This is a genomic window from Robbsia sp. KACC 23696 (assembly GCF_039852015.1).
GTDB lineage: Bacteria > Pseudomonadota > Gammaproteobacteria > Burkholderiales > Burkholderiaceae > Robbsia.
This window is the reverse complement of record NZ_CP156626.1, coordinates 2976475-2991770: the sequence shown is the minus strand read 5'-3', so window position 1 is coordinate 2991770 and position 15296 is coordinate 2976475. Positions and strand designations below refer to the sequence as shown.

The window sequence follows — 15296 nt, the reverse complement described above, 5'->3', positions numbered from 1 at the left end:
TGCCATGGTTGTTGCCGATGAAACCGGCCTGTCACACCGGTTCGGATCAGCGGGCATGCGACATGCTGTCATCGGCGCTTGCGTATGCAAAGCCCTCGCCGTTCAGCTGGCGCGCCTTGCATACGCTTCCCGAGCCCGTGCCAGGTCCTCCGGTGTATCCACGCCCGGAGGGGGCGCATCGGCCGTCACCAGCACCGCGATCCGCTCGCCATGCCACATGGCACGGAGCTGTTCAAGCGATTCGGCGCGTTCCAGCGGTGCCGGCGATAGCGTCGGATAGCGGCGCAGGAAACCGACGCGATACGCGTAGATGCCTACATGGCGATAAACCGGCGCGGGGGCATCCTCGGCCAATTGGCTGCGGCGATCCGCCGCGGCGTCGCGAGAAGCCGCCAGGGCGCTTTCCAGCGTCGGCGCAACAGAGGACGTCGCGGTATTGACAGATGGCGCCGCAGCGTCATGCGCAGCCGTTCCGGATGTCGAAGCGGGCAGCGCGGATGCGTCGTCAGCAAGGGGCACAGCCAGTGCGATCGGGCGTGCATAGCCTTCCCGAAACCACGGGATCGGCGCGCGCGAGAAGTACATCGCCACGCCTTTCGCATCCAGCACCACCTTGACGGCGTTCGGATCGAAGATTTCGTGAATGCCATGGATCGGATGCGCGGCCGTCGCGATCGCGCATTCCGGATGCGCATTCAGATGGGCGGCCACGCCGCGCACCAATGCCGGCGCGATCAGCGGTTCATCGCCTTGAACGTTGACGACGATGGTGTCGTCGGACCAGCCCAGGCGCGTGGCCACTTCGGCCAGACGATCGGTGCCCGACGGGTGATCGGGGCGCGTCAGCATCGCGTCGAATCCCGCGGCGGTCACCGCATCGAAGACCGATTGGGCGTCTGTCGCCACGACCACGGCGCGGGCACCGGACGCCTGCGCGCGTTCCGCGACGTGGACGACCATCGGCTTGCCGCCGATATCGGCCAGCGGCTTGTTCGGCAGGCGGGTGGATGCCAGGCGGGCCGGGACGACGGCAACGAAGTCCGGCGACGCATCGTCACCGATGGACGGGGACGATGCGGGGGAGGAGGCGGGCAGGGACACGGTCGGGTCGATCGGTCAGACGGTGCCGGCAGCCGCATCGGGGCCGGCCGGATTGACCCGTTGCCCTTCGACCGTCGTACGCGCCTCGTCGGCCAGCATGACGGGGATGCCATCCTGAATCGGGTAGGCGAGTTTATCGACGGCGCAGATCAATTCCTGCGCATTGCGATCATGTTTCAGCGGTCCCTTGCACAACGGACACACGAGGATTTCAAGCAGACGAGCGTCCACGGACCTTCTCCACGACAAGCGCTATCAAACGGGGATCCAGCATGCCCTTCACCGGGACGGCCCAGATACGGGGATCATGCCAATCGCCGCATTTTACCGCATCCTTCTCGGTTACAAGGATCGTCTCGGCAGGGTCGTCTTCAAAGGGGTTCCGATCGAAACGATGATGATCGGGTAGCGGCAGCGTGCGCGCTGCGATACCGAGGCCGCGCAACATGTCGAAGAAGCGCTCCGGCGCACCGATGCCGGCTGCGGCGAGGGTGTGTGCGGCATCGCGCCCGGCAAAGGAAGCAAGGGGGCGATGCGGGGTCGGCGCGGGCGCCGAACGGGATGCGGCCTTCTCGGCGGGAGGACAGACTTGCCAGGCGTCGCCCGGCACCAGCGTCATGGCATAGGTATGGGGCCAATCGGCCGGCGCGATCGAGACGGGCGCATTGTTGATCACTGTCGCGTCGCGCGCGCGTGACAGCGGTTCGCGCAACGGGCCGGCGGGAATCAGAAAACCGTTGCCGCCCAGGCGCGAATCGAAGACGACGATTTCGACATCGCGCGCCAACCGATAATGTTGGAGTCCGTCGTCGCACAGGATGACATCAATCGAGGGCGTCTGCGTCAACAACGCCTGCGCCGCGGCGACGCGATCGCGCCCGACGGCCAGCGGCGCACCGGTGCGCCGCACGATCAAGGCGGGCTCATCGCCGATATCGGCGGGGTCCGCCTGCCGTGTCGAGACCGTCGAGAAGCCAGGCGGGACCGTGTCGTTCGAATCGCAACCCGCCGCGACGACCGTCGGCGCCGGGCGTCGGCTTGCCGCGCTGCCATACCCGCGCGACACGACGCCCGGCGTGAAGCCTTGCGCACGCAAGGCCTCGATCAAGGCGATCACGGTCGGCGTCTTTCCGGCGCCCCCCACCGTCACATTACCGACGACGACCACCGGCACCGGCATGCGGACGGACTGGCGCCAGCCTCGCTTGAAACTCGCGCGACGTACGGCGGCGATACCGCAGAACACGACCGAGAGCGGCCAGAGCGACCATGCCAATGGTCCGCGGCGCTGCCATGCAGCCGTGATGATCGCCTCTCCCTTGCCAACGGTCATGCTGCCCTCCCTGCTTGCCGAACCGCGCAATGTAACGCGCCCGACCCAGCGCGGCAAGCGGGGTAGGGCCTGTCACGCGAATGTCATCCACAGGTGCGCGCCGGAAACCTGTGGGAAACAGCCGGAACGTCTTCCTAAGTCCTTGTCATGGCTCGTCTTTCAGGGTGTGCTTATTTTTTGAGCAATTGCGGGGCGGACGCGCGGCGACGGTCCTTTTCCTATCCCCACCTAAACTCGGTTTACATGTGGACAACTTGGGGAGGGGCAAGCTAACCCAATGCCCCACCTACCAAAATTGCCGATGACTAAAATTTAGGCAGCGTCTTCCGCTCGGATTCCTGTCTACCGCGTTCACCGGGCAGGCCCGGTGAACGCGGGGTTGTCCACAGCCTCGTGAGCGCGGGATGGCGGTTTCATCCCCAGTATGCGGCCCCTTTCATGTGAACAACTTGGGGAAGGGACACGTAAACCCTGATTCGATTGGACTTTTTTACACGTGCTGCATTTTTGAGCAAATGCGACAAAATCGGGCGGGGACGGGCGGCCGGACCGCCGTTTCGGGCCAGCTTATTCCCTATCGGTCGTTTGCGGGGGGGCGGTAACTGCCCTACAATCGCCGAAGTGGTCAAAATAAGCCTCGCTGCGCCGTCGGACGTGCCGCCCATTGGGCGTCGTCGATCGGCGAACGAACAAAGTGGGTTCCCGCAATAGGAAGCACAGCGCGTCCCGCTGGTTCGCTCCACGGTCTGCGACGTCGCGCCAAGCGGCGTGGTCGACCCGGCGCATGCGAGGTTAAACATACCCTGCAAACCAACGACAAGGATGCCAACAGCTATGTCATTTGAACTGCCCCCGCTGCCCTACGCGAAAGACGCGCTGCAACCGCATATGTCGCTCGAGACGCTCGAGTACCACTACGGCAAGCATCATCAGACGTACGTGACGAACCTGAACAAGCTGATCCCGGGTACCGAATTCGAAAGCCTCTCGCTGGAAGAAATCATCAAGAAGTCGTCGGGCGGCGTGTTCAATAATGCAGCGCAGATTTGGAACCACACGTTCTTCTGGAGTTCGCTGGCACCCAACGGCGGCGGCGCGCCGACGGGCGCACTGGCCGATGCGATCACGGCGAAGTGGGGCAGCTTCGACAAGTTCAAGGAAGCGTTTGCCGCTGCCGCTGCCGCGAACTTCGGTTCGGGCTGGACCTGGCTGGTGAAGAAGGCCGACGGTTCGGTGGACATCGTTTCGACGAGCAACGCCGCCACGCCGTTGACGACCGATGCCAAGGCACTGCTGACGATCGACGTGTGGGAACACGCTTACTACATCGATCACCGTAATTCCCGCCCGAACTTCCTGGCTGCATTCTGGAACATCGCGAACTGGGAATTCGCGGCGAAGAACTTCGCCTGATCGAATCGAAAAGGTTCGGCAATTCCTAGAAGCGGGCGAACGCCGCGTCGTCCGCGGGTTCAAAGGCTTCCAGGAATCGCATGGCACCGCAAGGCCCTCCGTCGTGAGGGCTTTTTTTATGGCGCCGCGCCTGCCGCGCGGCTAGCGGGGCACGTCGTTCAGTCGGTCGTCGCCACCGCCTGGTTCAGGCCGATCAGGGCCGCACGCCGCGAAGGCCTTCGCACTTATAACGTTCGACCACATTCCCTTCGGCATCCACGCTTTCGAGTTTCACGTCGAAGCCCCACAGCCGGGTCATGTGCCGTAATACTTCGTCGGTCGAACTGTCCAGCGGTCGATTGTCCGCCCGTACGTGCCGCAACGTTAGGCTTCGATCGCCGCGTCGATCGACGGACCAGACCTGGATATTCGGCTCCCGGTGATGCAGGTCGTACTGTTTGGAAAGCGCCTGCCGGACATAGCGATAGCCGCTCTCGTCGTGGATCGCGGAGATGGCGAGCGCATCGTCGTGCTCGTCGTCGAGGACGGAGAAGAAGCGCATATCGCGGATGACTTTCGGCGACAGGTATTGCGCGATAAAGCTTTCGTCCTTGAAGTTGCGCATCGCGTAGTGCAAGGTTTCCAGCCAATCCGAGCCGGCCATATCGGGGAACCAGTAACGATCCTCTTCCGTCGGATGTTCGCAGATGCGCCGGATATCGGTCATCATCGAAAAGCCGAGCGCGTAGGGATTGATCCCCGTGTAGTACGGCTTGCTCACCGGCGGCTGGAAGACGACGTTACTGTGTGAATGGAGGAACTCCATCATGAAGCCGTCCGACAGTTTCCCTTGGTCGTACAAGGTGTTCAGCAAGGTGTAGTGCCAGAACGTGGCCCAGCCTTCGTTCATCACCTGCGTCTGCCGTTGCGGATAGAAATATTGCGCGACCTTTCGCACGATACGAATGACTTCGCGCTCCCATGGCTCCAGCAGCGGCGCTTTCTTTTCGGCAAAGTAGAGCAGGTTCTCCTGCGGCTCGTCGGGGAACCGCTCTTCCACCGCATCGACCGTTTCGATCTTCCGCGGCGGCAGCGTGCGCCACAGCTCGTTGATCTGCGACTGCAGATAGGCTTCGCGCTCGCGCTGCCGCAGCCGTTCCTTTTCCAGCGACAGCTTCTGCGGCCGCTTGTAGCGGTCGACGCCATAATTCATCAATGCATGGCAGGAATCGAGCAATTCCTCGACCCGGCCCAGTCCGTGCCGCTCCTCGCATTCGGTGATGTAGTTCTTTGCGTATACCAGATAGTCGATGATCGCACTGGCATCGGTCCACATCTGGAACAGATAGTTGCCCTTGAAGAAGGAGTTATGGCCGTATGCCGCATGCGCGATGACGAGCGCCTGCATCGTCAGCGTGTTCTCCTCCATCAAATACGAGATACAGGGATTCGAGTTGATCACGATCTCGTAGGCCAGCCCCATCTGCCCGCGACGATAGCCTTTTTCCGTCGACAGAAAATGCTTGCCGAACGACCAATGCCGATAGTTCACCGGCATGCCGATCGAGGCATAGGCGTCCATCATCTGCTCGGAGCTGATGATCTCAAGCTGGTTCGGATAGGTATCGAGTTTGTACGACTTCGCCGCCGCATCAATATGTTTGTTGTACTCCTCGATCAACTCGAACGTCCAGTCGGATGGACTCGGCAAGGGGTCGCGCTTTCTTGCCACGCCGCTCGCCGTCTTCGATGCTCGTTGCGCTTCCTCGTTTGCCTGGTCGATCCACATATTCGTCTCGCCCATCGCTTTCCCCTTTGCGCCCCGCCATGGGAGCGCCCAAACGGATCAATTACCCAGATCAGCCGTGTTTCGCGTTCGCGCGTTTTTCGAAAAGCTCGCGGAACACCGGATAGATATCCGCCGCCGTCTGCACTTTCTTCATGGCGAACTGCGGATGATCGACGGCCATCTGTTCATATTCCTGCCACAGGTTCTGCTCTTCCGGTGCGACCTGGATGTAGGCGAAGTAACGGCATGCCGGCAGAATCGCCTTGCTCAGCAATTGCCGGCATTTCGGCGAATCGTCATTCCAGTTATCGCCATCGGACGCCTGCGCGCCGTAGATATTCCACTCGTTTGGTGAGTATCGTTCCTCGATGATCTTCGCCATCAATTCCAGCGCGCTCGACACGACGGTGCCGCCGCTTTCCCGCGAATGGAAGAACGTCTCTTCATTCACTTCATCGGCGCGCGTATGGTGACGTATGAAGACCATCTCGATACGCTCGTAATTCCGCGTCAGAAACAGGTAAAGCAGGATAAAAAAGCGCTTCGACAAGTCCTTGCGCTGCTCGTCCATCGATCCGGAAACGTCCATGACGCAGAACATCACGGCCTGGCTCGACGGCGTGCTTTGCCGCGTGCGATTGACGTAGCGCAAGTCGAACGGGTCGATAAAAGGAATGCGCGTGATCCGACCTTCCAGCGCGACGATATCCGCCTTCAGCTTGCGGATTTCGTCGAGCTTGGCAGGATCGGCGGCCGTGTCTGGCGCACGTTCCAGTTCCCAAAGCTGCGCCTTCATTTCGCGCACTTCCGCGGCGAGCGGGCCACCTAGGGCGATGCGGCGACCGAGTGCACCGCGTAGCGAGCGCACGATATGGATATTGTTCGGCGTCCCTTCCGCCGCATACCCAGTACGAACACTTTTCCAATTGGGCACGGTCAGGAATTCGCTCGCGATCAGACGCGGCAACTCGAGATCCTCGAAGAAGTACTGCATGAATTCTTCACGGCTCAATTCGAAAGCAAATTCATCCTCGCCTTCGCCGTCCTTGCTGGCCTGACCGCTGCCGGTGCCGCCGCCTCCACCGCCGCCACCGCTGGGGCGCTGGATGCGGTCACCGCGCATGTAGTCGGAATTGCCCGGATGCACCATTTCGCGGGTACCGCCCGGGCCATGCCCGAACACCGGTTCCGACACGTCCTTGCGGGGAATCGTTATTTTTTCCGACTTCTCGATATCCTTGATGCCGCGATCCCGAATCGCTTCGGTTACCGCGCCGCGGATATGACTGCGAAAGCGCCGCAGAAAGCGTTCGCGATTCGCGATGCTTTTGTTTTTGCCGGAAAGTCTGCGGTCGATAATTTGCGGCAAGATGCGTCTCCTGCTGATGAGTCGTCGCGGTCAGTCCTCACCTCACGCCTGCTAGCGTGGATGGACTATTGGACTGCACCACACGCCGTACGAGCGCCGCATGCATAAATCGCATGCGGCGACGTTGGCATCAAGACGCTTTGCGTACGCGCAGATACCATTCGCACAGCAGGCGGACCTGCTTTGGCGTGTACCCCTTTTCCACCATCCGGTTGACGAATTCGTCGTGCTTGCGCTGCTCTTCCGCCGAGCCCTTCGCATTGAACGACACCACCGGCAGCAACTCTTCCGTGTTCGAGAACATCTTCTTCTCGATCACCCGACGCAGCTTTTCATAGCTGGTCCAGTGCGGATTGTTGCCCGCATTGCCGGCCCGCGCGCGAAGCACGAAATTGACGATTTCGTTGCGGAAATCCTTCGGGTTGCTGATACCAGCCGGTTTCTCGATTTTTTCGAGTTCGGCATTCAACGCAGCCCGATCGAAACTCTCGCCCGTGTCGTGATCGCGGAACTCCTGATCCTGAATCCAGAAATCCGCATAGGTCACATAGCGGTCGAAAATGTTTTGACCATACTCGGAATACGACTCGAGATAGGCGGTCTGGATCTCCTTCCCAATGAATTCGACATAGCGTGAAGCCAGTTGATCTTTAACGAAGGACAGGTATTTTTGTTCCTGCTCCGCCGGAAATTGCTCGCGCTCGATCTGCTGTTCCAGCACATACATCAAATGCACTGGATTGGCGGCCACTTCAGTGGAATCGAAGTTGAAGACGCGTGAGAGGATCTTGAACGCGAACCGCGTAGAGGTTCCGTTCATGCCCTCGTCAACGCCCGCGAAGTCGCGATACTCCTGGTATGACTTGGCCTTCGGGTCGGTATCTTTAAGATTCTCGCCGTCGTAGACCTGCATCTTGGAATAGATGCTGGAATTTTCCGGTTCGTGCAGCCGGGTCAAGGCCGAGAATTGCGCCATCATCTTCAAGGTGCCCGGAGCGCAGATGGCGTCCGCCAAAGACGAATTGCGCAGCAGCTTCTCATAAATGCGCACTTCCTCGCTCACGCGCAAGCAATACGGGACCTTGACGATATAGATCCGATCCAGCATTGCCTCGTTGTTCTTGTTGTTGCGGAAGACTTTCCACTCGGACTCGTTCGAGTGCGCGAGAATGATGCCGTCGAACGGAATCGCGCCAAAGCCTTCTGTTCCCTTGAAGTTGCCTTCCTGGGTTGCCGTCAACAACGGGTGCAGCACCTTGATCGGCGCTTTGAACATTTCGACGAATTCGAGTAAACCCTGATTCGCCAAGCAGAGGCCGCCCGAGTAGCTATACGCATCCGCGTCGTCTTGCGAGAACTGTTCGAGCTTGCGGATGTCGACCTTCCCGACCAACGACGAGATATCCTGATTGTTTTCGTCGCCCGGTTCGGTCTTCGCAATGCCCAACTGGCGCAGCACGGACGGGTAGCGCTTGACCACCTTGAACTTGCGGATATCGCCGTTGTACTCGTGCAAACGTTTGACCGCCCACGGGCTGAGGATGCTCTTCAGATAGCGGCGCGGAATGCCGAACTGTTCTTCCAGAATCGGGCCGTCCTCCTCGTAGTCGAACAAGCCCAGCGGCGACTCGTTGACGGGAGAATCCTTGATCGAATAAAAAGGCACCCGTTCCATTAGCTGTTTAAGCCGTTCGGCAATCGACGACTTACCGCCGCCCACCGGACCCAACAGATAAAGGATCTGTTTCTTTTCCTCGAGGCCTTGCGCCGCGTGGCGGAAGTACGAGACCACTTGCTCGATGACTTCCTCGGCACCGTAAAATTCGCGGAACGCCGGGTAGATCTTCATCACCTTGTTCGCGAAAATGCGCGACAGGCGAGGATCATTGCGTGTATCGAGCGTCTCGGGCTCACCGATTGCCATCAACATACGCTCGCTGGCGCTCGCATATACCGACGGATCTGCCTTACAAAGCTCGAGATACTCTTCCAGCGAGAATTCCTCCTCGCGGGACTTATCGAAACGCGTCGCGAAACTGCTGTAGATATCCATGCTTTCCCCTCGCCAACGTGAAACGAATACCCGGTGAAACATAATGCTTCGCCGGTCTGTCCAGTTATTGCCAAGAATTGCATTCCATCTCGTTCCACCTTCGTCGAGCTTAGTACCATTGTGCGCTCAACTCGTGCCAAGTGTAATTCGGCGGATGCACACAACGTCGGAAATCCGTCGCTGTGTGAGTCATCGAGCATCGCATGGTGACTTTGCTATCTATCGATCGCACTGATAGTGATAATCAGCGCAAGAGACGAAGAAAGAACCTTATGAGTCACATGGTAAGCCAATGTCCGAATGTGCGGGGCTGCAAAATAATGGCCCGAACGGGGGTGGGTGTTTTGCAACATGGCATCGAGAACGGCGTGGAACCGTATCCGCTGAGGAACACGGCGCACCGGAATGCATGCGCCGCGCGCACATCGCTGCCGATCAGAACGCGTGTCGCAATCCGACGCGGACGTGCGCTTGAGTTCTGACATTCGACGGTCCTACACCGTTGATAAACGAAAAGGGCGTATCGCCCGACCCACGTTGCACGCCTGCGGTCGTGTAGATTTCGGTGCGTCGCGACAGCGCATAGGCGGCGCCGGCAGTGAGGCCATGAAATTGTAACGTCGCCGCATAGCCGCCGTTTTGCCGCACACGCAGCCGGGTATAGCTGTATCCCAGTCCCAGGCTGACCGTAGGATTGACCTTGAAGGTGCCGCTGAGTTCCGCGATATGGGCGGTGAACGTGGTGGTGTTACCGGCTGTGCCGGCGAGCGCGCCAGCACGGCCGTCGATGCTGCTGTGGACCAGGCTATACGTTGCGGCCAAGCTGGCTTGCCCGAAGTCATAGCTACCACCGATCGCCCCGACGCGGTAACGCGAACCCGATTGTCCCGTTGCGGGCACATTGCCGATGGGCACCGCTGCCGTCGATAAGACCGTGCGCACGCCCGGCGCGTCGAGTTTGGCCAGCAGCGGATTGAAAGCCGCGTTTTTCGAGTCGGTGTAGGCCAGGCCGGCTTTGAAGGGACCGTGGTCATACCCGGCGCCGAGGGACCACACCAGGTTCTGGCCCGTCGCGCCCGCCACGCCACTCAGGCTGACGGCCCCGCCGACATAAAAATGACCGAACAGCGGACTGACGTACTTGATCGCGTTCTGCAGCTGATGGGTGTAATCGAAGTTGTTCAGGTCGAACGGTGCCCCACCGACCGATCGCGCGAAGCGAGCAATCTGGCTGTGCGGCGCGACGAAATCGCTGACGAAATCCGCCTGCCGACCCAGTGCGATGCTACCGAAGGTGCTGCTGCGCAGGCCCACCAGTGCTTTCCGGTTGAACAAGGTGTTGTTTTCGGTAAAGCGGCCCGTGCCCAGATCCATGCCGCTTTCCACCTGGAAGAAGGCACTGAGCCCGTTCCCCAGGTCTTCGCTGCCGCGCAGGCCCCAGCGGCTGCCTTCGAGTCCACCTGCCGGATACAGACCGAACTGGCTGCCTGCCGTGCCATTGCCGTTCTGGACATGCGAGGTGAAGCCCACCGATTGGTCGAGGACGCCATACAGCGTGACGTTGCTTTGTGCCATGACGCTGGAGGCACAGGAGAGGGCTGCGAGAGCAATGAGCGTTTTTTTCATGAGCGTTCCGTTCGGTTCCATTTCTTTGCCGCATCAGCAGACGCCATTTTTGAGCGCAAGCCCCTATGACATCTGAGACGCAAAGCCATTTGCGAGAAGCGGAAGCGACGTTACAAGTGTTGCTGGTGCAAACGCTATTGGCCGAGTGCGCTTTCAGACCAAGGGACAGCACGGAAAAGGGTGGGCAGGCCAAATAAAAAAAGGCGAGCCTGCGAGGCTCGCCCTTATCGCTACTACCGTGGGTCAGACAAGGAATCCGCTGGAGAGTGGATCAGAACGCGTGACGCAGGCCGACGCGGCCGGTGATCTGCGTGTCTTTGTTGGAAGCCCCGACACCATTGATGCCCGTGCCGATGACGTTATCCTTACCCGAGCGTTGCGCGGCGATCGTGGCATAAACTTCCGTGCGACGCGACAGCGCGTAATTGGCACCGGCGGTGATCTGGTGGAATTGGAACTTACCGCGTCCGCTTTGCGTCGCAGTAGTAGCGCCTGCATTGCCGCGAGTGTAGGTATATCCGAGTCCCAGGCCGACAGCCGACGTCAGTTGGTACGTGCCGCTGATTTCCGCGATGTGCGCTTTCAGATCGATGCTGGCTCCGGGCGCATTCACGTCGTTGCGGACGTAGCTATAGGCTGCCGCGATCGTGGCCGGGCCGAAAGCGTAAGCGCCGCCGGCGGCCCCTACGCGATAACGCGTCTGAACGTCGGATAAGCCGCTAATTTGCTGAAACTGTGTCGGTGCACCGCTATTCGGCCGGCCGAGATTCGTCAGGAAGGGATTAAAGCTCGCATTCTTCGAGTCCGTGTAGGCCAAGCCGAACTTGAACGGGCCATTGTCATAGCCTGCGCCCGCGGACCAGAGGATATTGTCCCTGTTCCGTCCCGGAATGCCTGCCAGGCTGACCGCCGCACCAAAGTGGAAGCCGGAGAACGACGGGCTGACATATTTGATCGAGTTCTGCATCTGACTCGAATAGTCGAAGTTGTTCATATCGAATCGCGCGCCGCCGATCGTCCGCGCATAGCGAGCGACCTGGCTGAACGGCGCGACGAAATCAACGACGAAGTCCGATTGCCGTCCAAGGGAGATCGCGCCGAACTGCTGGCTGCGCAAGCCGACCAAGGCCCGCCGATTGAAGAGCGTGCCGTCTTCGGTGAAGCGGCCGTTACCAAGATTCAAACCGCTTTCCACATTGAAGAATGCGCTGAGGCCCGCGCCCAGATCTTCCGAGCCACGCAAGCCCCAACGGCTGCCTTCGAGACCCCCTGCGGGATAGAGTGCGAATTGCCGGCCCGCATTGCCGTTCTGGCCAATTACGTTCGACGTACCGCCGACCGAGTGATCGAGAACGCCATACAGCGTTACGTTGCTCTGCGCCTGAACACCGGCCGCGCATGCCAGCGCGGCGACGGCGATAAGGGTTTTCTTCATTGTGAATCTCCATTCCAGTTATTCGTCACGCCGTGCGTCGATCCGATCGGTTCGAGCGGCAAGACATACGCGAGAAGCTGGAAAGGAAATTAACAACATTGTTTCGTCAAACGAAACACTGAACGCTTAATAGATTTTGTTGACGCTACAGATGCAACAATGCGCCGTCTGCCGCCTTGCGAGGCAGGTCGTTTCGCGATAGCACGTTGCGGGAGCGGAAGAAGGGGGGAGGAGCGAAATGAAGTGGCGCGAGGCCGTGCGAAGCGATCGACGCGGTCAGCCGCGTCCGTCCGTGATGCATGCGTTCACGCGCGAGCGTCGGACCGAAATCCTACGTCCGCGTCCGGCAAGCACGTCACGGCGAGTCTTATTCAAAAGCACCGCCGAGCGCGGCACCGGACATCGGCGATGCATTACCGGCGCGCCGTCCCACGGCAGGCAGGGGCAGCACGATCGGGGGGGTATGCATCGCTTCTTCCGCATCGAGCCACCCTTGCAGTACCTGCAATGGCATGGCGAGCTCACGTGCGACCGCTTCGGCATCCTTGCCTTCGAGCAATACGCGCTCGAGCGCCGCGCGTTTGAACGCGTGACTGAAATAACTTCGGGGAATTTCGTAACCCGTCATGACCGCTACCTCCATCGTTTTTCACCGGGTTCGCCACCGTCGGCGAAGTAACACCAGGGCGGATACCGAGGGGATATCCTGTGCGAGGAGGCGGGCGCGATCGAACGTTTGATCGTCGGGAAGCGCGGCGGACCTCGCAGTACGGCTGCGGGGATCCGCCACGTCGGTCACCGGATCTCGATGACCGGACGGCGGCTCACGTCACGCGACGTGCAGCCAGTGGAAAATTCACGATACTCCGAAAAAATGAACGTTGCATGACACTGCCGTGACGCGGTGTTTCATCGGATGACGCAGGTCAGGAATAACTATAAAAAATCGGCCTGATAGGCCGATGGCGACATTGCGCGTGGCAACGACGCGACAGGCATCCTGCCGCGCCGTTGCGCTTCAACTGCTTGGAAAGAGGCAGTCGAAACGCTTACTTCCCACCTTTCGCACTAATGATGGCGTCCGCAACGTTCCGCGGCGCGTCGGAATAGTGCTTGAACTCCATCGTATACGTCGCGCGGCCTTGTGTGGCGGATCGCAGGGATGTGGAATACCCGAACATCTCGGACAGCGGAACCTCGGCACGAACGATCTTGCCGCCGCCGCCCGGCAGATCGTCCATCCCTTGAACGATGCCACGACGGGACGAAAGGTCGCCCATCACATTGCCCATGAACTCTTCCGGCGTTTCCACTTCCACCGCCATCATTGGTTCGAGCAGACTGGGTTGCGCGCGCCGCATCGCGTCCTTGAACGCCATCGATCCCGCCATGCGGAATGCGTTTTCATTCGAGTCCACATCGTGATACGAACCGAAGGTCAAGGTCACCTTCACGTCGACCACCGGATAGCCGGCCAGGATGCCGGCCTTCAGCGTGTCCTGGATGCCCTTGTCCACCGCCGGAATGTATTCCCGGGGCACCACGCCGCCCTTGATCGCGTCGACGAACTCATAGCCCTTTCCGGCTTCGTTCGGTTCGAGCGTAATCACCGCATGACCGTATTGGCCCCGTCCGCCGGATTGCTTGACGAACTTGCCATCGACATCCTTTGCGGTGCCCCGTACCGTTTCTCGGTAGGCCACCTGGGGTTTGCCGACGGTCGCTTCCACATTGAACTCGCGCTTCATCCGGTCGACGAGAATTTCCAAGTGCAGCTCGCCCATCCCGGAGATGATCGTCTGACCGGATTCCTCGTCCGTCTGCACGCGGAACGACGGGTCTTCCTGCGCCAGTCGATTCAGTGCGATCCCCATTTTTTCCTGGTCCGCCTTCGTCTTCGGCTCGACCGCCTGCGAAATCACCGGCTCCGGGAAAATCATCCGTTCGAGGATGATCACCGCATTGGGATCGCACAAGGTGTCGCCGGTGGTAGCTTCCTTCAGGCCGACCGCCGCGGCGATGTCGCCGGCAAAGACCTCCTTGATTTCCTCGCGCTGATTCGCGTGCATCAACAAGATGCGCCCGAGACGTTCCTTTTTTTGCTTGACGGAGTTGTATAGCGTCTCGCCCGATGTCACGCTGCCGGAATAGACGCGGAAAAAGATCAATTGACCGACAAAAGGATCGGTCATGATCTTGAAGGCCAGCGCTGAGAATTTTTCAGAATCCGACGGCAAACGCTCGGCTTCCTGATCGTTTTCGAGATGTCCTTTGATCGCGGGCACGTCGATGGGCGACGGCAGCAATTCGATCACCGCGTCCAGCATCGCCTGCACGCCCTTGTTCTTGAAGGCACTGCCGCATAGCATCGGCATGATCTCGCCTTTGATGGTGCGGTCGCGCAGCGCGCCCTTGATTTCTTCCTCGGTCAGTTTCTCGCCGCCCAGATATTTATCGAGCAAGGCTTCGCTCGACTCCGCGGCGGCCTCGACCATCTTGTCGTGCCATTCTTGCGCGAGCGCGACGAGGTTCTCGGGAATCTCGCCATAGGTGAATTTGACGCCTTGCGATGCGTCGTCCCAGATGATCGACTTCATCTTGACCAGATCGACGACGCCTTGGAAATGGTCCTCGGCGCCGATCGGGATCTGGATCGGCACCGGATTGCCTTTCAGCCGGGAGATGATTTGTTCGCGCACGCGGAAGAAGTTGGCGCCGACGCGATCCATCTTGTTGACGAAGGCCAGCCGCGGCACGCCGTATTTATTGGCCTGGCGCCAGACGGTCTCCGACTGCGGCTGCACGCCGCCCACCGAGTCATAGACCATGCAGGCGCCGTCGAGCACGCGCATGGAGCGTTCGACCTCGATGGTGAAGTCGACGTGTCCTGGCGTGTCGATGATGTTGATCCGGTGCTCGGGGAAATTCCCGGCCATGCCTTTCCAGAAGGTGGTCGTGGCCGCCGAGGTGATCGTGATGCCGCGTTCCTGTTCCTGCTCCATCCAATCCATCGTCGCGGCGCCTTCGTGCACTTCACCGATTTTATGATTCACGCCGGTGTAGAACAGGATCCGTTCGGTCGTCGTCGTCTTGCCGGCGTCGATGTGGGCACTGATACCGATATTACGGTAGCGCTCGATGGGGGTTTTGCGGGGCACGGTGTCTCTCCAGAGAGGGGCCGCTGCCTGCCGGAAGCCA

11 protein-coding genes and 1 pseudogene are annotated in these 15296 nt (G+C 60.0%); 1 reads left to right on the top strand and 11 read right to left on the bottom strand.

Annotation, left to right across the window (positions count from 1 at the left end; all coding sequences use genetic code 11):
* Positions 1 to 102: 102 nt before the first annotated feature.
* From ABEG21_RS12525 to lpxK, 4 genes and pseudogenes are all read right to left on the bottom strand, one after another.
* On the bottom strand, positions 103 to 519 hold the full coding sequence (locus ABEG21_RS12525) for a hypothetical protein (protein ID WP_347556768.1): 417 nt from the start codon (positions 517 to 519) through the stop codon (positions 103 to 105).
* 21 nt (positions 520 to 540) lie between these two features.
* Positions 541 to 1062 (bottom strand): annotated as a pseudogene (gene kdsB / locus ABEG21_RS12520) (3-deoxy-manno-octulosonate cytidylyltransferase); the annotation flags it as partial.
* A gap of 54 nt (positions 1063 to 1116) precedes the next feature.
* Positions 1117 to 1332 (bottom strand): Trm112 family protein, encoded by a 216-nt coding sequence (locus ABEG21_RS12515; protein WP_347554904.1) that lies wholly within the window; start codon positions 1330 to 1332, stop codon positions 1117 to 1119.
* Positions 1313 to 2434, bottom strand: a complete 1122-nt coding sequence (lpxK, locus tag ABEG21_RS12510) for a tetraacyldisaccharide 4'-kinase (RefSeq protein WP_347554903.1) — start codon at positions 2432 to 2434, stop codon at positions 1313 to 1315. Before lpxK ends, ABEG21_RS12515 begins: the two co-directional genes overlap by 20 nt.
* A gap of 834 nt (positions 2435 to 3268) precedes the next feature.
* Between lpxK and ABEG21_RS12505 the strand changes: the two genes are divergently transcribed.
* The gene (locus ABEG21_RS12505; protein ID WP_347554902.1) at positions 3269 to 3847 is read left to right on the top strand and encodes a Fe-Mn family superoxide dismutase; all 579 of its coding nucleotides are present in this window, start codon (positions 3269 to 3271) and stop codon (positions 3845 to 3847) included.
* A gap of 193 nt (positions 3848 to 4040) precedes the next feature.
* Here the strand turns inward: ABEG21_RS12505 and ABEG21_RS12500 are convergent, their stop codons facing one another.
* From ABEG21_RS12500 to fusA, 7 genes are all read right to left on the bottom strand, one after another.
* Complete coding sequence (locus ABEG21_RS12500) at positions 4041 to 5615, bottom strand: SpoVR family protein (protein ID WP_347556767.1); 1575 nt, start codon at positions 5613 to 5615, stop codon at positions 4041 to 4043.
* Positions 5616 to 5685: 70 nt separating this feature from the next.
* Complete coding sequence (locus tag ABEG21_RS12495) at positions 5686 to 6987, bottom strand: YeaH/YhbH family protein (protein WP_347556766.1); 1302 nt, start codon at positions 6985 to 6987, stop codon at positions 5686 to 5688.
* A gap of 127 nt (positions 6988 to 7114) precedes the next feature.
* Positions 7115 to 9037: a PrkA family serine protein kinase gene (locus ABEG21_RS12490; protein ID WP_347554901.1), complete on the bottom strand. Its 1923-nt coding sequence runs from the start codon at positions 9035 to 9037 to the stop codon at positions 7115 to 7117.
* A 435-nt stretch (positions 9038 to 9472) separates the two neighbouring features.
* Positions 9473 to 10663: a porin gene (locus ABEG21_RS12485; protein WP_347554900.1), complete on the bottom strand. Its 1191-nt coding sequence runs from the start codon at positions 10661 to 10663 to the stop codon at positions 9473 to 9475.
* Between the two features lie 271 nt (positions 10664 to 10934).
* Positions 10935 to 12098 carry a porin gene (locus tag ABEG21_RS12480; protein WP_347554899.1) on the bottom strand — a complete coding sequence of 388 codons (1164 nt, stop codon included), beginning with the start codon at positions 12096 to 12098 and terminating at the stop codon, positions 10935 to 10937.
* 367 nt (positions 12099 to 12465) lie between these two features.
* Positions 12466 to 12726, bottom strand: a complete 261-nt coding sequence (locus tag ABEG21_RS12475; protein WP_347554898.1) for a hypothetical protein — start codon at positions 12724 to 12726, stop codon at positions 12466 to 12468.
* A 421-nt stretch (positions 12727 to 13147) separates the two neighbouring features.
* Entirely contained in the window at positions 13148 to 15256 is a 2109-nt protein-coding gene (fusA, locus tag ABEG21_RS12470) for an elongation factor G (RefSeq protein ID WP_347554897.1), read from the bottom strand.
* Positions 15257 to 15296 lie beyond the last annotated feature (40 nt).